21 protein-coding genes are annotated in these 24,057 nt (G+C 61.9%); 9 read left to right on the forward strand and 12 right to left on the reverse strand.

Going from position 1 to position 24,057, the window contains the following annotated elements:
* The first annotated feature begins 52 nt into the window (after positions 1-52).
* Entirely contained in the window at positions 53-1,480 is a 1,428-nt protein-coding gene (locus CPA56_RS00620) for an NAD(P)H-dependent flavin oxidoreductase (protein WP_182040121.1), read from the forward strand.
* A gap of 69 nt (positions 1,481-1,549) precedes the next feature.
* Here the strand turns inward: CPA56_RS00620 and pdxH are convergent, their stop codons facing one another.
* Entirely contained in the window at positions 1,550-2,185 is a 636-nt protein-coding gene (pdxH, locus tag CPA56_RS00625; RefSeq protein ID WP_182040122.1) for a pyridoxamine 5'-phosphate oxidase, read from the reverse strand.
* Between the two features lie 182 nt (positions 2,186-2,367).
* Between pdxH and CPA56_RS00630 the strand changes: the two genes are divergently transcribed.
* A complete protein-coding gene (locus CPA56_RS00630) occupies positions 2,368-3,018 on the forward strand; it encodes a 4-hydroxythreonine-4-phosphate dehydrogenase (protein ID WP_229707244.1) in 651 nt (216 codons plus the stop codon).
* A 3-nt stretch (positions 3,019-3,021) separates the two neighbouring features.
* On the opposite strand, the gene CPA56_RS00635 is transcribed toward CPA56_RS00630, so the two are convergent.
* From CPA56_RS00635 to CPA56_RS00650, 4 genes are all read right to left on the reverse strand, one after another.
* Positions 3,022-3,474 (reverse strand): DUF1489 family protein, encoded by a 453-nt coding sequence (locus CPA56_RS00635; RefSeq protein WP_182040124.1) that lies wholly within the window; start codon positions 3,472-3,474, stop codon positions 3,022-3,024.
* 75 nt (positions 3,475-3,549) lie between these two features.
* Positions 3,550-4,719 carry a radical SAM family heme chaperone HemW gene (gene hemW / locus CPA56_RS00640; RefSeq protein WP_182040125.1) on the reverse strand — a complete coding sequence of 390 codons (1,170 nt, stop codon included), beginning with the start codon at positions 4,717-4,719 and terminating at the stop codon, positions 3,550-3,552.
* Between the two features lie 2 nt (positions 4,720-4,721).
* Entirely contained in the window at positions 4,722-6,689 is a 1,968-nt protein-coding gene (locus tag CPA56_RS00645) for a potassium transporter Kup (protein ID WP_182040126.1), read from the reverse strand.
* A gap of 164 nt (positions 6,690-6,853) precedes the next feature.
* Positions 6,854-7,531, reverse strand: a complete 678-nt coding sequence (locus CPA56_RS00650) for a YggS family pyridoxal phosphate-dependent enzyme (protein ID WP_182040127.1) — start codon at positions 7,529-7,531, stop codon at positions 6,854-6,856.
* A gap of 94 nt (positions 7,532-7,625) precedes the next feature.
* Between CPA56_RS00650 and CPA56_RS00655 the strand changes: the two genes are divergently transcribed.
* Complete coding sequence (locus tag CPA56_RS00655) at positions 7,626-8,954, forward strand: RsmB/NOP family class I SAM-dependent RNA methyltransferase (RefSeq protein WP_182040128.1); 1,329 nt, start codon at positions 7,626-7,628, stop codon at positions 8,952-8,954.
* A 20-nt stretch (positions 8,955-8,974) separates the two neighbouring features.
* On the opposite strand, the gene CPA56_RS00660 is transcribed toward CPA56_RS00655, so the two are convergent.
* Positions 8,975-9,997 (reverse strand): cysteine synthase A, encoded by a 1,023-nt coding sequence (locus tag CPA56_RS00660; RefSeq protein ID WP_182040129.1) that lies wholly within the window; start codon positions 9,995-9,997, stop codon positions 8,975-8,977.
* Between the two features lie 150 nt (positions 9,998-10,147).
* On the opposite strand from CPA56_RS00660, the gene CPA56_RS00665 reads away from it, so the two are divergent.
* A complete protein-coding gene (locus CPA56_RS00665) occupies positions 10,148-10,519 on the forward strand; it encodes a rhodanese-like domain-containing protein (RefSeq protein ID WP_182040130.1) in 372 nt (123 codons plus the stop codon).
* A 13-nt stretch (positions 10,520-10,532) separates the two neighbouring features.
* Here the strand turns inward: CPA56_RS00665 and CPA56_RS00670 are convergent, their stop codons facing one another.
* A complete protein-coding gene (locus CPA56_RS00670; protein WP_182040131.1) occupies positions 10,533-11,486 on the reverse strand; it encodes a DUF2272 domain-containing protein in 954 nt (317 codons plus the stop codon).
* A gap of 260 nt (positions 11,487-11,746) precedes the next feature.
* Here CPA56_RS00670 and CPA56_RS00675 point away from each other — a divergent pair, with 260 nt between their 5' ends.
* Positions 11,747-12,418: a hypothetical protein gene (locus tag CPA56_RS00675; RefSeq protein ID WP_182040132.1), complete on the forward strand. Its 672-nt coding sequence runs from the start codon at positions 11,747-11,749 to the stop codon at positions 12,416-12,418.
* Positions 12,419-12,524: 106 nt separating this feature from the next.
* Positions 12,525-13,253, forward strand: coding sequence for a hypothetical protein (locus CPA56_RS00680; RefSeq protein ID WP_182040133.1), 729 nt, complete (start codon positions 12,525-12,527; stop codon positions 13,251-13,253).
* Positions 13,254-13,308: 55 nt separating this feature from the next.
* Here CPA56_RS00680 and CPA56_RS00685 read toward each other — a convergent pair whose 3' ends face one another.
* Positions 13,309-14,919: a Hint domain-containing protein gene (locus CPA56_RS00685; RefSeq protein WP_182040134.1), complete on the reverse strand. Its 1,611-nt coding sequence runs from the start codon at positions 14,917-14,919 to the stop codon at positions 13,309-13,311.
* Between the two features lie 306 nt (positions 14,920-15,225).
* The gene (locus CPA56_RS00690; protein ID WP_182040135.1) at positions 15,226-16,215 is read right to left on the reverse strand and encodes an aldo/keto reductase; all 990 of its coding nucleotides are present in this window, start codon (positions 16,213-16,215) and stop codon (positions 15,226-15,228) included.
* Positions 16,216-16,446: 231 nt separating this feature from the next.
* Between CPA56_RS00690 and CPA56_RS00695 the strand changes: the two genes are divergently transcribed.
* Entirely contained in the window at positions 16,447-17,529 is a 1,083-nt protein-coding gene (locus CPA56_RS00695) for a CobW family GTP-binding protein (RefSeq protein WP_182040136.1), read from the forward strand.
* Positions 17,526-18,608 (forward strand): WD40 repeat domain-containing protein, encoded by a 1,083-nt coding sequence (locus CPA56_RS00700; RefSeq protein WP_182040137.1) that lies wholly within the window; start codon positions 17,526-17,528, stop codon positions 18,606-18,608. Before CPA56_RS00695 ends, CPA56_RS00700 begins: the two co-directional genes overlap by 4 nt.
* 44 nt (positions 18,609-18,652) lie before the next feature.
* On the opposite strand, the gene CPA56_RS00705 is transcribed toward CPA56_RS00700, so the two are convergent.
* From CPA56_RS00705 to CPA56_RS00715, 3 genes are all read right to left on the reverse strand, one after another.
* The gene (locus CPA56_RS00705; RefSeq protein WP_182040556.1) at positions 18,653-20,008 is read right to left on the reverse strand and encodes a chloride channel protein; all 1,356 of its coding nucleotides are present in this window, start codon (positions 20,006-20,008) and stop codon (positions 18,653-18,655) included.
* A gap of 169 nt (positions 20,009-20,177) precedes the next feature.
* Entirely contained in the window at positions 20,178-21,128 is a 951-nt protein-coding gene (locus CPA56_RS00710; RefSeq protein WP_229707246.1) for a cation diffusion facilitator family transporter, read from the reverse strand.
* Positions 21,109-22,221 (reverse strand): cation diffusion facilitator family transporter, encoded by a 1,113-nt coding sequence (locus CPA56_RS00715; protein ID WP_182040138.1) that lies wholly within the window; start codon positions 22,219-22,221, stop codon positions 21,109-21,111. Before CPA56_RS00715 ends, CPA56_RS00710 begins: the two co-directional genes overlap by 20 nt.
* A gap of 194 nt (positions 22,222-22,415) precedes the next feature.
* On the opposite strand from CPA56_RS00715, the gene CPA56_RS00720 reads away from it, so the two are divergent.
* Positions 22,416-24,032 (forward strand): NAD(P)/FAD-dependent oxidoreductase, encoded by a 1,617-nt coding sequence (locus CPA56_RS00720; protein ID WP_182040558.1) that lies wholly within the window; start codon positions 22,416-22,418, stop codon positions 24,030-24,032.
* The last annotated feature ends 25 nt before the right edge of the window (positions 24,033-24,057 follow it).

Raw genomic sequence — 24,057 nt, forward strand, 5'->3', positions numbered from 1 at the left:
CTCCCTTTGCATGGGTTAGTTTGTGATTGAGTAGTGGGGACATCTGGCCTCTATGAAGTCGATCAATGCCGTCCGTTTTGGTGGTCAGGAGGTTCTTCCCCTGGTCGAAGGGGGCAAAGGTGTTTCTGTCTCCAATGGTGTGTCTGCAGGATACTGGGCTGCGGCAGGCGGGGTCGGGACGATCTCTGCCGTCAATGCAGACAGTTATGACGAGCAGGGAAATCCTGTTCCGCAAATCTATCATGGCCGGACACGCCGTGAGCGGCAGGCCGAGCTTGTGCGTTATGCCGTCGAGGGTGGTATCGCACAGGCCCGCATAGCCCGGGATATTTCCGGAGGTCGTGGTCGTGTCCACGCCAACTTCATGTGGGAGATGGGGGCTGCGGAGGAGGTCATCACCGGTATTCTGGAAGGTGCTCCCGGGCTGATCCAGGGGCTGACCTGTGGGGCGGGCATGCCCTACAGGCTGGCCGAGATTGCGGCTCGGTTCGGGGTGCATTACTACCCGATCGTCTCTTCCGGCCGTGCCTTCAGTGCCCTGTGGAAGCGGTCCTACGTGCGCTTTGCCGAGCTTCTGGGCGGGGTCGTCTATGAGGACCCGTGGCGGGCTGGCGGTCATAATGGCCTTTCCAACACGGAGAACCCTCACAAGCCGGAGGCTCCCTATCATCGTGTGGCGGCTCTGCGAAAGGTCATGAACGGTTTTGGCCTCCAGCATGTGCCCATCATCATGGCAGGTGGGGTCTGGCATCTGGAAGAATGGAATGACTGGCTGGACAATCCGGAGATCGGCCTGATCGCCTTCCAGTTCGGAACACGCCCGCTTCTGACCAAGGAAAGTCCTGTTCCTGATGCCTGGAAGCAGCTTCTGTTGACGTTGAAGGAAGGGGACGTGTATCTGAACCGTTTTTCTCCGACAGGGTTCTATTCCTCTGCGGTGAACAACGGCTTCCTTCAGGAACTGCGCGCCCGGTCCGAACGGCAGGTTTCCTTCCGGGCGGATGCCGAGGGAGACTTCAATACGCCGATCTGCCTTGGCGGGCGGGGACGTGAGGTGTTTGTCACTTCGGGTGATGCCGAAAAGGTCAGCCGCTGGAAGGAGGCAGGCTATACCCAGCCCATGCGGACTCCGGATGGCACGGTCGTGTTCGAGACGCTGGAAACGGCCCGTCAGGTCCTGGCTGATCAGGCCGCCTGCATGGGCTGTCTCTCCCAGTGCCGCTTTTCCAACTGGAGCCAGAAAGGCCCGACCTTCAGCACCGGCCAGCGCGCTGATCCCCGGTCCTTCTGCATCCAGAAGACGTTGCAGACGATCTCCCATCTTCAGGATGTTTCTCCTGAGGAACAGAAGCAGATCGTGGACCATAATCTGGTCTTCGGTGGAACGAATGCGTGGCGTTTTGCAACGGACCCGTTCTACGCCAACGGGCATATTCCGACCGTCAAGGAGCTGGTCGACCGCATCATGACCGGACGGTAGGAGAGTCTGACCGGATCGTATGGATGGGGTGCGGATATCTGATCCGCACCCTTTTTTTGTTCATCCGGGTCAGGGGAAAAGGCGTTGGGTCGTCCATCCCGTGCCATCCGATGTCCGGGTGAAGAGAACACGGTCATGCAGGCGGAAAGGCTTGTCCATCCAGAACTCCATGGAAAGAGGTCTGACACGGTAGCCGTTCCAGTAAGGGGGACGGGGGACGGTACCGATGGCAAAGCGGGCCGTCTCTTTCGTTACGGCCTGCCAGAGGGCCTTGCGGCTGGCCACGGGGCGGGACTGCTGGCTGGCCCATGCTCCAATGCGGCTGGCACGGGGGCGGGACTGGAAATAGGCATCAGCCTCTTCATCCGGAAGACGTGAGACCGTTCCCCGGATGCGGACCTGCCGCCGCAGGGATTTCCAGTGGAACAGCAGGGCCGCCTTCATGGTCTGTTCCAGCTCCTGCCCCTTGGCGGACTCGCTGTTCGTGTAAAAGACGAAACCTTCACTGTCGAACCCTTTCAGCAGAACCATGCGGACGTCGGGCAGGCTCTGGTCGTCCACAGTGGCCAGGGCCATGGCGTTGGGGTCGTTCGGTTCTTTATGTTCGGCGAGGGTCATCCAGTCCTGAAACAGAAGGAAGGGGTTGTCCCCGGCAATGGTCTGGTCGTCATCCTGAAAGGCGGCTTCGGCTGTTTCGTCGGTCATGCTGAGGGAATCCTGTTGCGAGATGATGGGTGATCATGAAAGCAGAGGGGAGCCGTGTCCATAGAGGTGCCGGTCTGCCTGTCATGTGGTGCGGGGCTTGGTAAGTCATGAAGGGTCATCCATATAGGAAGCGACAAGGACAGGCAGGAAGGACAGTCATGGAGACGTTCAGGTTCATTTTCATGCTGACACGTGACGACCGCACGGTGGAGACAGCCCTGGAGGCGGCAGAAACGGCCCTCCGGCTGGGCATCCGGCATGTCGGATTCAAGGATATCGGTCTGCCCGTGGAGCAGCTGCGGATACTGGCGGATAGGATACGCTCTGCTGGGGCGACCTCATATCTGGAGATCGTGTCACCGGACCGGGAACGGGAGCTGGACTCCGTCAGGGCCGGCTTGGCCTTGGGGGTGGACTGTCTGATGGGAGGCACGCATGTGCCGGACGTGCTGCCTCTTCTGGCGGGGCATGACGTGGCTTATTACCCGTTTGCAGGGCATGTCGTGGGGCATCCCAGCGTGCTGAAAGGCTCACCGGAGGAAATAGCCCGCAATGCGGCGGAATGGGCCGCCCATCCTGCCGTGACGGGGCTGGACCTGCTGGCGTACCGGAATGACGGGAATGTCCCGGAGGTCATCCGGGCCAGCTGTGAGGCCGTAAAGAAACCCGTGATCGTGGCAGGGTCCATCAGCACACCGGAACAGATCAGGACGGTTCGGAAGGCCGGGGCGACGGGTTTCACCGTGGGAACATCGGTTCTGGAAGGGACATTCCCGGCTGGAAGCAGAGGCTTGGAAGATCAGCTCCGGGCCGTGATGGCCTGCTGTTCCTGACCGTCACAGAAGGCCCAGCTCGGACAGCTGGTTGCGGAGGGATGCTGGCAGGGAGCTGATTCCGTCATCGGGGAGGTCAGCGGCTCCCTTGCCAAGATCGGGTGGGGCATCTTCCGGTTTGAAGTACCGCCAGCCCTGAAAAGGCCGCATGGGCCGGGGTTGGGTCGGGATGACCTCGTCCGAGACGAGGATCAGCGTGCCGGGATGGCCGTCATCCCGGGTGTAGCTGTCAAACCCGATGATGGGCTGCCGACACATGATGAGACCGTTGATGACCCGGTAGATGGACCCGCCTCCCTGTACGATGTCCTCAGCCCGTTTGGGCATGGTGCGGGTGCGCACATAGGCCGTTCCTCTGTGGCGTTCCACCGCCACCCAGTCCCGCAGCATCTCGGGGGAGGTGCAGCCTACGATCAGTTTTATCATGTGGAGGGTGGGGGCTTTCTGTGCAGACATGGCGGCATCACGCTGTGTATGATGGAAGGCTGCCCCTGTAGATGGGGTGCAGTCGGTTCTTTTCAAAGGTGGCGTTCAGAGAACAAGCTGGCCAAGCAGGGCTTCCAGCCGGAGGCGGCCTTCATCCGTGGCTCGGAGGGTCTGGGCGTCCTGTTCCAGATAGCCTTCCTCAAGACAGGCCTCCAGAATGACGGGGTCGAGGCAGTCTCGCAGCGGCAGGCCGGTCCGTCTGCTGAAATGGGCCGCATTGATGCCTTCCCGCAGGCGCAGCCCCATGAGCAGGGCCTCATGAGCCTTCATGTCCGGTGAGAGTGTTTCATCGTCCTTTGTGCCGTGCCCATGTGTTTCCACACGCTCTGCCCAAGGTTCCGGGGCACGGTGGCGACGTGTGGCGTGGAGCTGGCCCCTGAAGGTCAGGCGGCTGTGGGCACCGGGGCCAATGCCCAGATAGTCGTCATAATGCCAGTAGGTGAGGTTGTGGCGGCTTTCGGCACCGGGGATGGCATAGTTGGAGATTTCATAGTCACGCAGGCCGAAACGGGCGGCCTCGTCACGGGTCATCGTGTAGAGGGACGCCGCCAGATCATCCTCAGGCAGGACGAGGCTGCCCCGCCTGTGCTGGGCCTCGAATTTCGTGCCGGGTTCGATCGTCAGCTGGTAGAGTGAGAGATGGTCTGCGGCCAGAGCCAGGGCCTGGCGAAGTTCCGCACGCCATTTCTCTTCCGTCTGGCCGGGGCGTGCATAGATCAGGTCAAAGGAGAGGCGGGGGAAAATGCTGCGTCCCAGTTCCAGGGCCGCAATGGCCTGTCGTGCTGAATGCTGTCGCCCCAGAGCGGCCAGATCGGTCTCATCAAGGCTCTGCACGCCGAGGGAGAGGCGGTTCACTCCGGCTTCTGCAAAGGCACGGAACCTGTCGGCCTCCACGCTGGTGGGATTGGCCTCCAGAGTGATCTCGAGGTCATTCACGCTGGGGAAGAGGCGGCGGGCATCCTCGATCAGATGATGGACCGTCTTCGGTCGCATGAGGGAGGGCGTTCCCCCTCCGAAAAAGATCGAGACAAGCTGCCGGGGTGCATCCTGCGTCAGTCGTGCGGCCTCATGTGCCAGCTCGGCCCTCAGGGCGTTGGCGAAACGCTCCTGAGGGATGGTTTCCCGCACATGGGAGTTGAAATCACAGTACGGGCATTTGGCAAGGCAGAAAGGCCAGTGGATGTAGAGCGAAAGCGGAAGGGGCTGGTGGGCCACGATCAGATCGCGACCCGTACCCCGAACTCCATGACACGCTCCGGCGGAATCCGGAAGAACTCGGAAATCGACGTGGCATTGTTGAGGAGATAGAGGAACACCCACATCCGCCAGAGTGACATCTTCGGCACCTTGGAGCGGAAGACGAGGTCATGCGAGGTGAAATAGGACGCCTGAATGGGGTCGAAATCCATTTCTGTCATGCCAGCCAGTGTCAGGGGCAGGTTGGGCATCTCCATGAAGCCGTAACGGATGATGACCCGGCGGATGCCTGGTGCCAGTTCCTTGACAGTCATGCGCTGGTCGGGGTCCGCTTCCGGCTGGTCGAGCGTCTGCACGGTGACGAACAGGACTGTCTGGTGCAGGACCTTGTTGTGCCGCAGGTTGTAGAGCAGGGCATCCGGCACCATTTCCGGGTCCGAGGTCAGGAAGACGGCCAGGCCTGGCACCCGGATGGTGCGGGACTGGGTCAGCCGGGTGATGAAGGACCCCATCGGCACGGCATCACGCTTTTTCATGTTGCGGATGAGCTGGCGGCCACGCTGCCATGTGGTCATGATGAGCGTGCTGCCGACGGCGATGCTGAGCGGCACCCAGCCCCCATCCGGAATTTTCATCACGTTGGAGGAGAAGAAGACGGCATCCATGACGAAGAAGAAGCCGAACACGGTTCCGACGGCATAGCTCTTCCACTGGAAGACCCGGCGGAAGACCACCATGGCCAGCACGCAGGTGCAGAGGAAGGTCCCCGTCACGGCGATGCCGTAAGCCGAGGCCAGGGCCGCCGAGGAGCGGAAGGCGATCACCAGCACAACGGAGCCGAAGGCAAACATCCAGTTGAGGGACGGCAGGTAGATCTGTGCCTCCTCATGCGGGTTGGTGTGGATGATGCGGGTGCGGGGCAGGTAACCGAGCTGGATCAGCTGGCGGCAGAGGGAGAAGCTGCCGGAGATGCCCGCCTGGCTGGCGATGATGGTGGCCATCGTGGCCAGCAGCAGCATGGGAATCTGCATCCAGTGCGGGGCCAGATAATAGAACGGATTGGCCAGCGTGGTCGGGTCGCTGATGATGGAGGCGGCCTGACCGAAATAGTTCAGGGACAGGGCGGGCAGCACGAGGAAGAGCCACGCAAGCCGGATGGGAGACCGTCCGAAATGCCCCATGTCGGCATAGAGGGCCTCAGCCCCGGTGACGGACAGCACGACGGAGCCAAGGGCTATGAAGGACAGCTTGCCGTGCGTGACGATGAAGCGGATGGCCTCCAGCGGCGAGAGGGCCAGCAGTACGCCGGGATGGAGCAGGATGCCCCGGGCACCCAGGACGGCGATGGTGATGAACCAGACCAGCATGATGGGGCCGAAGGCCTTGCCGATCTTCCCCGTGCCTAGGGCCTGGGCGGCGAAAAGCCCAAGCAGGATGATGATGGCGGCCGGAATGATGAAGGGCGAGGCATCCGGCACGGAAATTTCCACACCCTCCACGGCGGAGAGAACCGAGATGGCTGGCGTGATGATGCCGTCACCAAAGAACAGGCAGGCCCCGGCAATGCCGATCAGCCCGAACACCCAGCGGAAGTAGTTGGATTTGCAGACGCGCTGGGCCAGGGCCATCAGGGCGATGATGCCGCCTTCCTTGTTGTGGTCGGCCCGCATGATGAGGATGACATATTTGATGGTCACGACCAGCATGAGTGCCCAGAAGGTCAGGCTGGTCAGCCCGATGACTTCCCATGCGTGGGCGGGATGGGTCTCCGACCCGACATTGCGGATGGAGGACTGCAGGGCGTAGAGCGGGCTGGTCCCGATGTCGCCATACACGACACCCAGAGCGGCCAGCATGGCCCCCATGCCCTTCGGGCGGCTGTGGCCTTCCTGCCCATGCTGTGGAGCTGATGTTGGTGTCCCGATGGAGTTGGGATATCGGGGATCGGAAGAGGATTCCTTGAGGGACATGCTATCCTGTTCAGACATGGAGAAGACCATCCTGTGTGACTGATAGACACCCATCCCCCACAGGAAGACAGGCAGGGATGCCCCATGCAGAAGGGGACACCGATTATGATGTTTCCGGTTTCATGACAGTTTTTTCATGGAGAATGCAAGTAGAGACCTTAAAAAAACTGTCATGACAGTAATCACCGTGACGGGCGGTTTCCAAAGATAGCCGTGCCGACACGGACGAGCGTCGCCCCCTCGGCAATGGCGGTCTCAAAGTCGGCTGACATGCCCATGGAGAGGGCGGGAAGGCCATGACGGCGGTTCATATCCGCCAGCCTGCGGAAGAAGGGGCGGGGGTCTTCGTCGGCGGGGGGGATGGCCATGAGACCTTTCACATGTCGGCCAAAACGGCGCAGGGCATCCTCGATGAACCGGTCCGCCTCTGTGGTGGCGATGCCGGATTTCTGCGGTTCGTCACCAATGTTCACCTGCACGAACAGCTCAGGCAGGCGGCCCGTTTTCTGGGAGGCCTTTTCCAGTGCCGTGCTGAGCGAGGGACGGTCCAGACTTTCGATCACGTCGGCAAGGGCGCAGGCCTCGGTGGCCTTGTTGCTCTGGAGCGTGCCTATGAGATGCAGGCGGAGGTCCGGCCATTTTTCCCGCAGGGCAGGAAATTTGGCGGCGGCCTCCTGTATGCGGTTCTCCCCGAAAATGCGCTGCCCGGCCTCAAGGGCCTGCTGTACCGCACTTTGCGGATGGAACTTGCTGACGGCCACGAGGCTGACAGCTTCCGCCGGGCGGGCAGCCTTCTGGCAGGCGGTGCTGATGCGGGTTCGGATGCCCTCCAGGGCCTGGGCGATGGTATGATCTGTCATGATCGATGGATTGCAGCCCCTTTGGCGGGGAGGGTCAAGGGGGCGTGCAAAAACCATCTTGACTTTCCAGCCGTTAACTCCTGACAACGGGCGCATGACAAATGCTTCTTCTCCCCGTCCAGCCCGTTCACGCCCCAGGGGCGGACGGGGTCGGCAGTCCGCTTCCCGTCCTGCCTCCATTTCCCGTCATGAGGACCCGGTGAGGGACCTGGCCCTCGACATCATCTGCGGTGTGGTGGAGCATCGCCGGATGCTGGAAACCACGCTGGAACGCAGCAGCTGCGAGGGGCGGGACCGTGCGGCCGCCCACCGTCTGGCGGCGGCCACGCTCCGCCATCTGGGCAGCATGACGGAGCTGCTCCAGCCGCTCCTCCGCCGCCAGCCGCCGGAGCCGGTCCGCTGTGCCCTGCTGCTGGGTGTGGCGCAGATCATCCATCTCCAGACCCCCCCTCATGCGGCCGTGGGCACGATCGTGGACCTGCTGCACCGGCGTGGCCTGTCGCCTTTTGCGGGGCTGGCCAATGCCGTCCTGCGCCGTGTGGTGCGGGAGGCCGAAACGCTGAAGGAGGGGCTGGATGACGCCCGACTGGATGTGCCGCACTGGCTCTGGAGTTCCTGGGGGCGGCGGGCACGGTCCATCACGCAGGGTTTCTATCAGGAAGCGCCGCTGGACCTCACTGTGAAGCCTGGTTATGAGGCCCCGGAAGGGGGCGAGACCCTGCCGACGGGGACGGTCCGCTACCCGGCGGGCACGAAAATGGCAGACCTGCCGGGCTTTGCGGAAGGCCATTTCTGGGCACAGGACATGGCGGCGGCCATGCCGGTCCGGCTGATGGGTGACATGCGGGGGAAGCGGGTGGCCGACCTGTGCGCTGCGCCGGGCGGCAAGACGGCCCAGCTGCTCTGTGCGGGGGCCGAGGTGATGGCCGTGGAACGTGAGAAGCCCCGTGCCCAGAGGCTGAAGGAGAATCTGGCCCGCCTCCAGCTGAGGGCCGAGGTCATTGTGGGGGATGCCCTTTGCTGGCGTCCTTCCGGGCCGCTGGATGCCGTGCTGCTGGATGCGCCCTGCTCGGCCACGGGGACGCTGCGGCGTCACCCGGATGTCCTATGGATCAAACGCCCCCGGGACATCACCACGCTGGCAGCGGGGCAGGACCGTTTCATTGATGCCGCCTATGACATGCTGAAGCCGGGCGGGATGCTGCTCTATGCCGTCTGTTCCCTTCAGGATGAGGAAGGTCCGCAGCGTATCGCCCATGCTCTGGAAGATGGCCGGTGGGAGCTGTCTCCCTTCACGGAGGATGAGCTGGCGGCTTTTCCCCGTGCCCGCACGGAGGAAGGGTACTTCCGTACCCATCCGGGCATGAACGTGGCACAGGGTGGCATGGATGGCTTCTTTGCCGCCAGGCTGATCCGCCGCTAGGGACGGATCGGCCCGGGATGTCACATCCAGGGCGGGGTGGGCAGGTTTCTGCTGCGGAGGAAGTCCGGGTTGAAGAGCTTAGACTGGTACCGTGCCCCGCCATCGCTGAGGATGGTGACGATGGTATGCCCCGGCCCGAGACGGCGGGCCGTGCGGATGGCCGCAGCAATGTTGATGCCCGATGATCCGCCCACGGAGAGACCTTCTTTCATGGTGAGCTGGTAGATCTGCTCCAGAGCTTCGGCATCCGGGATGCGTTCGGCGTGATCGGGTGCGCAGCCTTCCAGATTGGCCGTCACACGGGACTGGCCGATCCCTTCGGTGATGGAGCTGCCGGTGACGCTGAGGTCATTGGCGATCACCCAGCCATACAGGCCGGAGCCCTCCGGGTCGGCCAGGATGATCTCGGGAGATTTCCGGCCATTCCGCTGGGCCAGTTCCCGCAGGCCGAAGGCGATTCCTGCCAGTGTACCGCCGGACCCGCAGGAGCAGGTGAAGGCGTCGACCTTTCCGTCCAGCTGGGACCAGATTTCCGGGGCCGTGGTCGTGCGGTGGGCGTCCCGGTTGGCCGTGTTGTCGAACTGGTTTGCCCAGAAGGCCCCGGTTTCTTCGGCCAGACGGCGGGAGACATGCACGTAATTGCCGGGGTCCCGGTATGGTCTGGCGGGCACGAGGCGCAGGTCCGCTCCGATCATGCGGAGGAAGTCCAGCTTTTCCCGGCTCTGGGTTTCCGGCACGACGATGACGGCCCTGCAGCCCAGTGCATGGGCCACGAGCGTGATGCCGATGCCCGTGTTGCCTGCCGTGCCTTCCACGATCGTGCCGCCTTTGCTGAGGGCACCACGGGCGAAACCGTCCTGAATGATGGAAAGGGCCGCCCTGTCCTTGACGGACCCGCCGGGATTCATGAACTCCGCCTTGCCATAGATGTCACAGCCCGTGATCTCCGAAGCATGACGCAGGCGGATGAGCGGGGTGTTGCCGATGGCCTCCACCAGGGAGGGGCAGAGCGTGGCATGGCTGGCGGGGGATGTGTGTTTCATGAATGAATCCGGTTGCTGCTGGTCGGCGGGATGAAGCGTGTTTAACGTGACAGAAATGGTATCATTGGCATGATGATACCCGTGGTGTCGTGAAAGGGTATTACACCCTATATATGATCGTTGATTGTTCATTCAACATGGGAGAATGAGATGAAACACAGTAATGCGAGAGACGCATGGGATTCCCTGAAGGCGGACAGGCAGGCCGTTCTGGTGGATGTCCGTACGCCAGAGGAATGGGCGCAGGTCGGGATGCCGGAGCTGGACTCCATCGGCAAGAAGGTGGTGGCCCTGACATGGGGAGCAGGCAGCGAGGCCGAGTTCATCCACGGTCTGGAGCAGGCCGTGCCGAACAGGGCGACGCCCCTTTTCTTCATCTGTCGCTCAGGGATGCGCTCCCAGAAGGCGGCCGAGCTGGCCGCCCAGGCTGGTTATGAAACGCTCACGAATGTCGTGGATGGTTTCGAGGACAGGCACGGCCCCGGCACGGGCTGGAAAGCCTGTGGCCTGCCCGTGAAATGAGGAAAGACCGTCCTCACTGCCCGCTGTTGGGGTCGGCCTCGGCATCATAACGGGGCGTGAGGACGGCGCACCACGGGTAGCGGCTGTCATAGCTCTGCCCGTCGGAACTGCTGACATGGCCGGTACTGTCGGTCGGGACATGGGTCAGAGAGACGGCGTCATCCACGTTGCCCCCCACGATGCTGATTTCCCGTCCAAAAGGCGGAGCGTTCTGCCCCGTGGCCACCACGATGCCGCAGTGGGCGGGAAAGCCGTAGGAGGTTGGCAGCATGGAATAGGTGATGCTGCGGCTCTTTCCACGGCCGACGCAGAGTATGTCGCCCAGCCGTGGGGCGTAATCGGCCGGATTCTGCGCCGAGATTCCCTGATTGCTGCCGGAGGCCGCCGCATTGATGTAGGTGGCGTGGTTCGGGGAGTAGGGGAAGCGGATGTTGGCCCCACCAATACGCATGACATAGGAGATGAAGGCGGCCGACCAGGCAAAGTTGCCGTCCCTGAGGGGTGAGAACAGGGTGCCGTTGCCATCGGTGCGGCCGGTCCAGCGGCTTTCATTCTCATCCGGCCCCTGGCCGATCCACCAGTATTCGCCGATGCGCTGCCACAGGCCGGGCAGACGTTCCGGCTTGAGGGAAGGGCTGGAGGGTTCCGGCCGGTCATGCGGGTCTGCGTCGGCAACCGGACTTCCGAACATCCGCCATTCCCGCAGGGCGATGGCGGCGACATCCTGGCGGTTGAAGGGAGCGAAGTTCTCGCTGGCAAAGGCGGGGACATGCGTGTCGTACCCCAGCGGCCCGGTCTGCCCGTTCGCATACTGGCTCATGGGCGTGAGGGCGGGGGAATGCTGGCTGCTGTCCGCACAGGCTGCCAGCAAACCAAGTCCGCAGAGGCCGACCCAGCCGGTAAATGCGGCCCGCCAGCGGGCTGCCTGATTCTGCTGACCGTTTCCAGAATGACGAACTGCCTTCATGATGACCCTACGCTTGCCTGCTGCGTCCGTGAGCATGTTTTATGCCGGTTGAATGGAAGGCAGACTAGAATGTTTTTGCGGGATTGGGAACGCCTTTTGCTGGGGCGGCAGGAGAAAGGATGGTGACCTGTCGTCTCATCGTGAGGGGGTGACATGATGGCATGGGGTAAGCCGTCTTTTTGTGTCATCAAGATGGCATTTTTAATGAATTTCAAGTAACAGGTCGTACTCGTTCAGAAGAAGACTGAGGGACGTAGGGTATGAGACGATGCTCCATTCTGGGTACATTCATGTGCTGTATGTCCCTGATGGTGCTTGGTGGCTGTGATACGGTCAAGGTGCCGTACAAGGATGAGGATCATGTCTGGGCGACCCGGGCTGGACATGCAACCGTGATCGTACGGGCGTCCGCCATTTTTGGACAGAAACGGTATTATTGTGCTAATCTGGTGGAAAACTCGTTCCTGTTCCCGGATACACCGTACTATCGGGACTGGATACGGGTACTGCAGTCCCCCTATCATTTTAAGGGTGACATTACCCGGAAGGCGAAGGCCCTGTTGCGCAAGGCTCCCCGGCAGGCCCTGTGCACATTTGTGTTCAGGAACGTTCCTGCTGGAAAATGGGTGTTTTTTGGCAACATCCAGCATTATCTGGCGCAACCGCAGACGTACTGGGTGAGCGGGATGGAGCTGCGCAGCAATATTTCCGGCTTCAACCTGTTGTGGGGAGGTATTGTCGTACAGGATGACATGGGGGTCATTGCACGACAGGTTGTTCAGGATGGCAACAGGCGAAATGATATCGGCCTGTTCAAGGTCCGACATTTTGGAGCGGCTGCGGATGTCAGCACGTGGCATCCGACAGAGGAAGAGATGAAGGGGCTGGGACTCTCCGATCAGGAAATACGGCAGGTAGTTGATGCAAAATGATGGCATTCTGCATCTTTTGCCGTCTATCATGCAGACGGTGTGGCTGCGCCATTGAGACTTGACGTCACTGGAAGAAGGATCGTTCTGGATAATGGTTTTTGGAAAAATGAGATTGTACACTCTGGCGGGACTTGCCGGGATCATGGGGCTGCTGAGTGGATGCTCCGGGTATGACGGAAATTTCAAGGCCAGGCAGCTGGCCTGGGCCGGGCAGCCGGGGAACAAGATCCTTGCCGTGCAGATCACCGGGCATGACAGCCTGCACCAGCAGCTGTACTGCAAGGTGGCGGACAAGGATGTCGTGCTGTACCCGGATGCCCCGTATTTTCGTGACTATCTGCGTATAGACCTGTCGCAGGCCGGTTTCAGGGAGACAATCGACAACAGGAAGGCTCTCGCCCTGGTGCGTCATGTCACCCGCAATGATGGCTGCCGTCTCGTGTTTGAGGGTCTCCCGGCTGGAAACTGGCTGCTGGTCACGAGGCCAGAGTTCTATGTCAATGACGCCACCGCACCGCAGGGGAAGAACCCGCAGCATGATGTGGCTCCTCCCATGTTCATGTGGAATGCGGTGACGGTCACTCCTGACAGCGACGTGACGGCCTTCCGCATCGAAAGGGACCTGAGCCGGATCGTCAGGAAGAAACACCAGTACGTGCACAAGCACACGCACAAGAAGTCGAAGAAGCGCATCAGGGAATTCCGTGGTGAGGGGTCACCCGATACCCAGCTGGACAGCTGGCTGATGACGCCGGAGGACAGGGAGGCTCTCGGCATCCAGGGGCTGGTGCTGGCTCCCTCGGGTCTTCCTGTTCCGGCTGACGGCCGCCAGTAACATCCTGTCCAGACCCTGAAGGCAGGATGGTCCGCCTTCAGGGTCTGGGTGTGGCCTAGCCGACGTTGCTGAGGACGTGGTGTTCCATCAGTTCGGGTTCTTTCGCCAGCGGATGGTCGGTTGCGATCGGATAAGGCCCGCCATCCATGATCTTGATGGCCAGAAGTCCTGTTTCCACGTTGTCACCGCCTGGCTGCCTGCTGGGGAGGGGAAGCCGGGCGGTTCCCTGTGTCCAGCGCATCGGCACGTTTTCCAGAGGATGCCAGCCCTCCAGCTTTTCCGACGTCAGATGGGTGTCGATGGTGATGGATTCAGCTCCCCGGAAATAGAGTATCTCACCGACCAGAACGCCGAGCTGCCGTCTGTCATCGACAAAAGGGCCGTGCACGTCGCAGGGGCGGCCTGTTCTGGAGGACAGGATGAGATGTTCCGTGTCGAGAGGGACGGAAAAAATCCTGTAGCCTGAGGATGTCCGTTTCTCATGCAGGATGTGCCCCTGGTCCGTGACCAGATGGAAGGACGGATCATCGGAGAGCGTGTCGGCCCTGTAAGGATGCTGGAAGGAGAATCCCAGTGTTTCGGCACGTCCGAGGAGATCATGGTGGAGGGGGGCGACGAAGTCCCGGGCCGTGCACAGGGGAGCGGCGGCGTCATGATACCATGACTGCTGCTCCGGCATGGCATGAGGCTCCGGGCTGCTGTCGAGGATGTTGTCATTGCTGGGCAGCATGAACTGGTGACGGTTCCCGGTGTCCAGATAGCTTTCCGTCATGGCATTGTTGGCAAAAATGATGCTGTGTTTTTTCGTTTCGATGTGGAAGATGTCGTAGGATGTCGGGTCCGCACCATCCAGCTGGTCGAAATGGATGGAGCGGCCATTGACCAGCATGCGGGCCGGAACGAAACGGCCCTCAAAAAACAGGCAGTGTTCCGCCGTGACCAGCAGGTCCTCGGAAGGCACGTTGTCCGCCAGGGCATCCTTCCTGATCCGTACGGGATAGCCTGCCATGTCCAGAGGCAGGGAGGGTTTCACCCGGGCCTGGCTCCGTCCCACCCATGTGAGGAGCTGCGGCATGGTCTGGCCTCTCAGGGGATCGTAGCAGATGATGGCATCCCCCCGCTTCAGGTCTTCCACCTTTCTGTATCCCGTCGGGGTCCTGATCAGGCTGCCTGCCAGAAAACACGTGTTGAAGGTGAACTGTTCCTCCAGGGAGCCATCGGTGGCGGTACCGTCATCATCCTGATGAAAGTAGTAATGTTCCCCGTTCAGCTGGAGGTCGAAGAAGTTTCCGGAGGACCAGCTTTTCGAGTGGTCATAGACATAGCTGTACTGGGCCTGCGAGGGGTCGAGCAGGGTTGCGCCATCAATGGTGGATGAGGAGCTGCCCGGTACGGCGGAGGTTATGATGTAATAGCCCCCTGACCCGTTGCCGATGATGAAGCCGTTGACCGACTTGTTGCCCCATGAATAGTCGTAACTGCCCGTGATTTTCTTCTTTGTTTTCGGGTCCTGGAACGTGAAGTCCTGAACCTTCCTGTCCTGACGGTTCTTGTCGCAGTAGTTGACGGGAATGTGGGTCGTGAAAGTGGCTTCTACATCATATCTGGGATTGGAAATTTTGGCACGTTTCGTCTTCGGGTCCACCGTCAGGGAAGCGATGTTCACCAGGTAGGTTCCGGTTGCGACAACAGGTTTGGGATTGCCAGCCAAAGTACATGTCCTCGGAGATTACGTATAATCCCGGGGGTATAGTATCAATTCGTTATTATTCTCTTCAGCATGAAAAAATTTTCAATTAAAAAAGATAAAAAAATCCGTAAATATTGAACATTCAGGAAATATGAAAATATCATGGTTAATGAAAGAAAGCAGATTTATTTACCTGAAGTAAATTGACAGGTAAAAAAGAAGCGGCAGGGAGACCGTGCCGCTTCCTTCTCATGTAGTCACAGACTGACGTGAGACGAGTTCTCAGGCTTTTCGGGCCGGTGGGGCCATGAAGGCAGGAGAGATGGGCGTGGGGACATGACGTTCCAGAATGGCGTCAATATCCTTCCTGTCCTGATCGGTCAGCTGCCAGCCGAAGACATCCGCAACACCATCAATCTGTTCCGGCTTGCGGGCACCCCACAGGGCAATAGTCGGTCCCTGGTCCAGCACCCAGCGGATGGCCAGCACCATGAGGGACTTGCCATGGCGGTCCGCAATCGTTTTCAGCTCGTCCACAGCAGCCAGATAGTCCTTGAAGTGCTCTTTCTGGAACTTGGGGTCGCCAGATCGCAGATCACTTTCCGGGAAGGTCTTGTCCGCTGTCATCTTGCCGGTCAGTAGACCACGGCAGAGCGGGCCATAGGCCAGCGTGACGAGCTTGTGCGTCTTCGCATAGGGCAGCACGTCCTTTTCAATCTCACGTTCAAAGAGATTGTAGGGGGACTGGACACTGGCCAGCGGGGCCACTTCACGGAAGATGTCCATCTGTTCCGGGGAGTAGTTGCTCACGCCAAGGGCACGGATTTTCCCCTCCTTGTGGAGCTTCTGGAGCTCACGGGCCGTCTCGTCGATCGGCGTGTTGGGGTCCGGCCAGTGAACCTGCTCGAGGTCGATGGTCTCGACACGCAGGCGGCGCAGGGAGTCTTCCACTTCCTTGCGGATGCGGGCAGGGCTGGAATTGCGGAACGGCTGGTGATCGTCGTTCCAGTCCAGTGCGAGCTTGGTGGCGACACGGGCCCTGTGGGGTTTTTCTGCCAGAGCACGGCCCACGACTTCCTCGGAATGACCAAAACCATAGACGGGAGCGGTGTCGATCAGGTCCACGCCTTCATCAAGGGCACGGTGGATGGTACGGACGGCATTGTCGTCATCAGGGCCGCCCCACATCCAGCCGCCAATGGCCCATGTGCCAAGGGCGACGCGTGATACGGGTCTGTCAAAACCGGGAATGAGAATGGTGTTTTCATTCATGGGTTTGTCTCCATCAGAAAATGAGGGCGGAGGATGCGGAATGAATCGTGCCTCGGCCCGGACCTGGAGGGCGGCCCCTCATCATGCGGGGGCGGGCAAGGCCCTTCCGGCCTCTTCGCCCATATTGGGATAGGGGCGGCGGGTTATGCAACCACCTGTTCTTCTTTTTGGTTTTGAGACGGGAGAAGAGTATGCTCAGCTCAACTCTCAAGGAGAACAAGGACAGACATCATGGCTGATTCACAGACCAGAAAAATCCCCGTCACAGTTCTTACCGGCTTTCTGGGAGCGGGCAAGACCACGCTACTCAACCACATCCTGACAGCCGATCACGGGCGGAATTACGCCGTTGTCGTCAATGAGTTCGGGGAGCTGGGCATCGACAATGATCTGGTGGTCGATGCTGACGAAGAAATCTTCGAGATGAACAATGGCTGCATCTGCTGCACGGTGCGGGGCGACCTCATCCGGATTCTCAGCCGTCTGCTGCGCCGCCGTGGCAAGTTTGATGGCATCATCGTCGAGACTACCGGCCTGGCCGATCCGGCCCCCGTGGCGCAGACCTTCTTTGTGGATGAGGGCATCCGTGAAAAAGCCGAGCTGGATGCCGTCGTGACGGTCGTGGACGCCTACAACGTGCTCCAGACCCTCAGGGAAAGCCCGGAAGCCGTCAATCAGGTGGCCTTTGCCGATGTCATCATCCTGAACAAATGTGACCTTCTGGATGAGGCCGCACTGGCCAAGGTGGAGCAGAAGCTGCGGGCCATCAATTCCGTCGTGCGGATTCACCGGGCCGAGCGGGGCAAGGTGGCTCTGGATGACATCCTCAACCGTGGCGGGTTCGACCTCAGCCGTGCCCTGTCCACCATGCCGGACTTCCTTGAGGAGGACGGGCATCACCACCATCATCACGACCACGACCACGACCACGACCACGAGCATTGCCATTGTCATGACCACGACCATCATCATGAGGCAGCCCACGGGCCGGGCGGACATCATCACGCCCATAGCGAGGATGTGACGAGCCACTCCTTCACCGTGACGGAACCGCTGGATGAGGAACGTTTCCACGCCTGGATCGGCCTTGTCCTTCAGGAGCAGGGACCGGACATCCTGCGGGCAAAGGGCATCCTGCATTTCAGGGGCAAGGACGAGCGTTTTGCCTTCCAGGCCGTGCACATGATGGCGGATGGCGACTATATCGGGCCGTTCAGGGCGGGAGAGACGAAACAGTCCCGCATCGTGTTCATTGGCCGCAAGCTGGACTGTGCCCAGCTTCGGCGTGGCTTTGAAGGGTGCGTGGCCGTATGAGTGCGCCGCAGAGCAGGACCCTGTTGCAGACCCGTGGGGCCGAGCGTCAGTTTGAGGCTCCGATCACCGGCGTGCAGGCCAGTCGTGATGGCCAGACCTTTGCCGCCCTGACGATGGATGGGGAGATCATCCTCATCCCCCGGGACGGCCTGCGGGCTTCTGAAGACTGGCAGTGCCTGTCCGTACATGACGGGGCGGTGTCCCTTGTGCAGGGCTGCGGGAAGGACAGTTTCCTCAGTGGCGGGGAAGATGGCCGTGTCGTGGAAACACGGGCCGATGGCACCATGACGGACCGTCATGAGGGCCGTGGCTGGGTGGACTGTCTGGCCAGTACGCCTACCCACTGGGCCTGCGCCAGCAGGAAAGAGGTTCATCTTTACGCCCACGGTACGGATGAACCCCTGAAGGTGCTGGACCATCCTTCGGCCCTGAGCGGTCTTGCCTTTGATGCCAAAGGCAAGAGGCTGGCCGCCTCGCATTATAATGGCGTGTCCATGTGGTTCGTGCAGGCGAAGGAGGCCAATGTCCGTTCTCTGGAATGGAAGGGCAGCCATACCGGGCTGTGCATCCATCCGGGCGGCGAGGCACTGGTGACGAGCATGCAGGAGAATGAGCTGCATGGCTGGCGTCTGTCCGACGGGCACAACATGCGCATGAGCGGCTATCCCCGCAAGATCGGGTCCATGAGCTTCACCCGCAAGGGCCGCTGGCTGGCCACATCAGGGGCGGATGCCGCCGTGTTGTGGCCGTTCTTCGGGGGTGGCCCGATGGGCAAGCCCCCCATGGAGCTGGCTCGCCTTCCGGGGCTGTTCGTGACCTGCGTCTGCGCCCACCCCACGGATGACATTCTGGCCATCGGGTTTGAGGATGGCACGGTCCTTCTGGCGGAAGTGCCCAATCATGCTGACGAGGCTGCTGCGGGAGAGGGGCGCATCCTGCCACTCTGCAATGGCCAGCGCAGCGGCGGTGCCGCCCGTGGTGCCGTGAACGCCATCGCCTTCACCCCGCAGGGGGGAGCCGTCATCTTCGGGACAGAAGAAGGCTATGTCGGCGTGGTGGACCTCTCCGCTCAGGGCTGATGTCTTCAGGGATGGTCTGCCGGACTGGGGGCAGACCATCCTGTTCAGTCCTTGGACTGTCTGTTCTCTTCGTGTTTTTTCTGGAGATACCCCTCCTGTCTGGCCATGAACTGGTCGGCCAGACGCCCGTAGAGGGAGTGGGGGCAGACCATGCGGGAGACACCGAAGGCCAGAAAGGCCGTGGCCAGCAGGGCCAGGGTGATCTGCTGGTTGTCGCACATTTCCATCACGATGACGGTGGCCGTCAGCGGGGACTGCACCACGCCGGAGAAATAGCCGACCATGCCCAGCAGAACGACGGCTCCGGGAGCCGTAAGAGGCAGGAACTGTGCCACCCATCCGCCGACAGAAGCCCCTATGGAGAGGGACGGGGCGAACAGTCCGCCCGGTATGCCGGAACAGTACGAGATGATGGTGGCGGCATATTTCATCAGGAAATAGGACATGTGGGCATGGCGGGAGCCGTCGATCAGATGATGGGCCTGAATGTAGCCCGTGCCGAACGTGTCGCCATGGCTGGCAAAGCCCAGCATGGCGAGGATGATCCCGCACAGGGCCGTGAACACGATGGGCTGGTTCTTCTGGATGGTCCCGATGAAGCCGGGCAGGCCCTTGCCGACCCGGATGAGGATGGTGGAGAAGAAACCCCCGCCCAGCCCGCCAAGGATGCCGCAGGCCAGCACGGCAATCCAGGCCGTTCCGACGGGAACATCCACCGAGGCATGGCCGAAATAGGTGTAGTTTCCGCCCGTCAGGACGATGGCCGTCACACCGGCGAGGACAACACCCGTCAGCATCACGCCGGATGTCCGCTGCTGGAAGGAGCTGGCCAGTTCCTCGATGGCGAAGACGATGCCTGCCAGCGGCGTGTTGAAGGCGGCGGCCACACCGGCGGCCCCGCCCGCCAGGATGATCCCCCGGCGGGTCGAGACGTTGGCATGGCCCAGAAAGCGGGAATAGGCGTTCATGATGGCCGCCCCGACCTGCACCGTGGGGCCTTCCCGCCCGATGGAGGCCCCGCAGAGCAGGCCGAGCGTGGTCATGAAAATCTTTCCGACGGCGATGCGCAGGGCAAGGATGCGGTTGACGAGGGAGAAGTCCTCGATATGCAGCGTGGCGATGGTCTGCGGGATGCCGGACCCCTGCGCCCCGGGAAAGAAGCGTTTCGTCAGCCACATGGAGAGGGCCAGCCCGCTGGGGATGACAGCGAACATGACATAGGGATTCCAGTGCTGGAGACCCATGCAGAGGGAGCTGGCATAGTCTGCCGCCCGGGCGAACAGCCATGCCGCAATGCCGACCGTGATGGCCCCGGCCCAGAAGATGAGGGTCCGCCGCCACTGCGAGGTGCGCATCCGTGCCGAACGGCGGAAATGCGTGATGCGGTTGCGCCGCCTCATGGCGTGGGGGGAGGCGGGGGCAGGAGCGGGAGAAATCGGGGAAGAATCGGACACGTCTGGGGTGGATCCGCCACAGGACTGGGGTGAAGAGGTCATGCCCTGTTTCAGACGGAGCCTTCCCTGCGGTCAAGGGGGGGCAGGGTTTTGCATGGCAGATGTGACATGCCGGTTACATGACGAGCACGCCGCTGGCCCCGGGCTTGTGGCGTTTGGCGAGGTCCTCCGGCTCCACATGGATATGGATGGAGGAGCGGCCCAGCACGGCCCGTATGGCATTCTCGATCCGGTCGCAGATGTCGTGGGCGTCCGTGATGCGCATCTCATCCGGCACGATGAGGTGGAACTCCACGAAATAGAGGGACCCCACCCGCCTCATGCGGAGGTCGTGGGCCTCCAGTGCTCCCTGGCCAGCCTGCGTGATGGTCTGGCCGACCTCATGGACCAGCTCCGGCGGTGGGGCCTCGTCCAGCAGGCCGGTCATGGAATGGCGCATCATGCCGAAACCGGTCCAGAGGACATTCAGGGCCACGAGGGCGGAGAGCAGCGGGTCCAGCCAGAGCCAGTGCAGCAGGGGGATGAGGCAGACACCGACCAGCAGGGCCAGGCTGGCCCAGACATCGGAGAGAACATGATCCCCGGCCGAACTCAGGGCCTGTGAGTGATGTGTCCGGCCCATCCGCCGAAGGATGAGGGCCCAGATGAGGTTGATGACCCCGGCAGAGGCGTTGAGGAGCGCACCGGGCAGGGGGGCTTCCGGGGCCTGTATGTGCAGGGCGTCATGCCCGGCAATGGCCAGGATGACCAGGGCCGTCAGCACCACGAGAACCCCCTCGATGACGGCCCAGACATATTCCGCCTTGCCGTGCCCGTAAGGGTGGTTGTCATCCGCCGGGCGGGCGGCAAAGGCCACGGCCCAGAGCGTGCCGACGGAGGCCAGGACGTTGAGGATGGTCTCGATGGCATCGGACAGCAGGGCACCGGAGCCGGAGACGGCCCATGCCATATATTTGATGCCCAGCACCACGATGCTGACGAGGATGGAAAGACGGGCCACCAGCAGGCGGAGTGGCGTGGTCGTGCTCTCCCTTGGCATGGCGGTTTCAGGCGTGGTGGTGGTCATGGGCGCAGTCCGTCTCTTTCGGGGCGGTGTGGGGGCTGTTGCAGCCGGGTGTGGCGCAGCTGGCTCCTTCGGGCGGCTCCACCTGGAAGGTGGGATGACCGATGGCGAATTCCTCCCGCAGCAGGACGGTCGCCCGGGCCAGAAGGTCGGCTGTCCGGCTCTGGGCCTCCAGAATGGTGCAGTCTTCCGGTACGGGGTGGAGGACCAGATGGACCGTCAGGGCCGTCTCGGTCGTGCTGATGGGCCAGATGTGGAGGTGATGCAGGTCCGCAATGCCGGGCAGGTTCCTCAGGGCGTCTTCCACGGCACGGGGGGCGATGGCCTGCGGCACGCCATCAAGGGCCAGGCCGAGAGCATGGGTCAGCAGGGACCATGTCCCCCAGATGATGAGTCCTGACACGATGAGGCTGGCCAGAGGGTCGATGCAGGAGAAGCCGGTCAGCGTGATGAGGACACCGGCAATGACCACGCCTAGGGCCATGAGGGCATCGGAGGCCATGTGCAGGAAGGCCCCCCGCATGTTCAGGTCATGATGGGCTCCCCGCATGAGCAGCAGGGCCGTCCCGCCATTGATGAGGATGCCGATGCCTGCCACGATGCTGATGGTCTGGCCCTGCACGGTCTCGGGATGGATGAGGTGCCAGACGGCCTGCCAGATGATGCCTCCGGTGACGAGCAGGAGGATGGTGGCGTTGAGCAGGGCCGTCAGGATGGTGGCGCGTTTCAGCCCGTAGGTGAAGCGTTCGCTGGGGGTGCGGCGGGCGAGTATCTGGGCCCCCCATGCGGCCAGCAGGCTCAGCACGTCCGAGAGATTGTGCCCCGCATCGGCCAGCAGGGAGAGGGAGTGGGCGGCGAAGCCCCATCCGGCTTCCCCGGCGAGATAGAGCGTGTTGAGGATGATGGCGATGAGGAACGTGCCACCAAAGGAGGCCGGAGCGTGGACATGCCCGTGCCCGCCATGATGATGGTGCCCATGCCCATGCCCATGCCCATGCCCATGCCCATGCCCATGCCCGTCGTGGTGATCATGGTCGTGGTGGGAGCAGGCTGTGCCTTCTGCCGGCTCGTGTGGAAGATGGGGCGTGGTCGTCATGGAGGAACCCTGATAGGCACGAAGATGTATGAGGGGATGCAGTATAAGTTAGACCTATCCAGCTTTCACCATTTTTCTTGTCCTGTTTCACATGGAGCAGGGCAGGGACCGGGACCGGTGGCCTGTCTGTCCTCCCTGCTTGCCAGTGCCCCGGTGCTGGCTTTAAAGGAACGGGCATGACAGCCTTTTCCCCCATGCTCCGCCTCAGCAATCTTGCCCTTCCTCTCGACCACACGCCGGAAGCCCTCCGGGCCGCCATCGTGGCCCGTCTGGCCGTAAGGCCGGAGGAGCTGCTGGCCTATCATGTCTTCCGCCGGGGGCATGATGCCCGACGGCGGGGGAACATCCAGCTCGTCTATACGCTGGACTGTGAGTTGCGGGAGCTGGATGCCGTGCTGGCCCGTTTCAGCGGGGACCAGCATGTCCGTCCGACACCGGACATGCGCTGGATTCCGCCCGTCCTGCCCTCTCACGCTGCCGGGCGCACGCAGCGGCCCGTCGTGATCGGGGCGGGGCCCTGTGGCCTGATGGCGGCCCTCGTGCTGGCCCAGGCGGGGCTGAAGCCGATCATCATAGAGCGTGGCCGGGCCGTGAGGGACCGTACGGTCGATACGTTCGCCCTCTGGCGGAAATCCCGCTTCACGGCAGAAAGCAACGTGCAGTTCGGTGAAGGGGGAGCCGGAACATTCTCGGATGGCAAGCTTTATTCTGGCGTGTCGGACCCTCGCCATCTGGGGCGCAAGGTGCTGGAGGAGTTCGTGAAGGCCGGTGCGCCGGAGGAAATCCTGACCCTCTCCAAGCCGCATATCGGGACGTTCCGGCTCGTGACGGTCGTGCAGTCCCTGCGGGCGCAGATCGAGGAGCTGGGAGGGGAATACCGTTTCGAGACCCGGCTTGAAGGCATCGAGACGGCACCCTGTGAGGGTGGTGGCCGACAGGTGACGGGGCTGCGTCTCTCCACCGGGGAGGTGTTGAAGGCGGACCGGGTCATTCTGGCGGTCGGCCATTCTGCCCGGGACACGTTCGCCATGCTGCATGAGGAAGGTGTGCCGATGCAGGCCAAGCCTTTCTCCATCGGGGTGCGGATCGAGCATCCGCAGGCGGTGATCGACGTGGCCCGGTTTGGCCCGCAGGCGGGGCATCCGCTGCTTGGTGCGGCCGATTATAAGCTGGTGCATCATGCCAGCACGGGACGGGGTGTCTATTCCTTCTGCATGTGCCCCGGTGGGCAGGTCGTGGCGGCGACCTCGGAGAAGGATCAGGTCGTCACGAACGGGATGAGCCAGTATTCCCGGGCCGAGCGGAACGCCAACAGCGGCATCGTGGTGGAGGTCCGCCCCGGTGTCGATTTCCCGGATGAGCCGCTGGCGGGGATCGCCTTCCAGCGTCAATGGGAGAAAGCTGCCTTCGTGGCAGGTGGCGGGGACTACCGTGCTCCGGCGCAGCGTGTGGGGGACTTCCTTGCAGGGCGGGCCTCCACCTCTCTGGGCACGGTCGTACCCTCTTACCAGCCTGGCGTGACGCCGACTGACCTTTCCCGTTGTCTGCCGGATTTCGTGGTGGCCTCCATCCGGGAAGCCCTGCCCCGGTTCGAGCGCAGGATCAGGGGTTACAGCATGGATGATGCCGTGATGACCGGTGTCGAGACACGGACATCCTCGCCCTTGCGGATTGACCGTGACGCCACGGGCCAGAGTCCAGCTCTGCGGGGGCTTTTCCCGGCTGGGGAAGGGGCCGGCTATGCCGGAGGCATCCTTTCTGCGGGAATTGACGGCATCCGTGTGGCGGAGTGGCTGGTGTCCTCCCTGTGACGGGGGAGTATTTGCGAGATTCCAG

Origin of the sequence: Bombella mellum, from assembly GCF_014048465.1 — a bacterium.
GTDB classification, from domain to species: domain Bacteria; phylum Pseudomonadota; class Alphaproteobacteria; order Acetobacterales; family Acetobacteraceae; genus Bombella; species Bombella mellum.